Here is a 255-nt window from a genome sequence, read left to right on the forward strand (position 1 = left end):
TTGCAGTCCAGTTGCCTGTTAATGGATCAACTGTCGCTGTGTACGTCACACCATTGATCAGCAAGGTCACAACTGTGGTCGCTGCATCTACTGGAATACCCGTTAAGGTACCTGTGACGGTCACATTTCCTGCACCCTCTGCTGCATTAACCACGTTGTCCGCAGTCACTGCATTGACGTTCAATACCGTACCTGTCGTATCTGGTGGCAAGCTATCTACCACTTCACTGCCCGGTAATGATGGGTTACCCGCTG

Annotated in this window: 1 protein-coding gene; it reads right to left on the bottom strand. The window is 51.0% G+C overall.

The window, feature by feature from the left end; genetic code table 11:
• The coding region (locus tag F3J02_RS18415; protein WP_167251631.1) for a hypothetical protein at positions 1-255 on the bottom strand (255 nt) is incomplete at both ends.

The sequence above is a fragment of the Acinetobacter sp. Tr-809 genome (assembly GCF_011753255.1).
Classification (GTDB): Bacteria; Pseudomonadota; Gammaproteobacteria; order Pseudomonadales; family Moraxellaceae; genus Acinetobacter.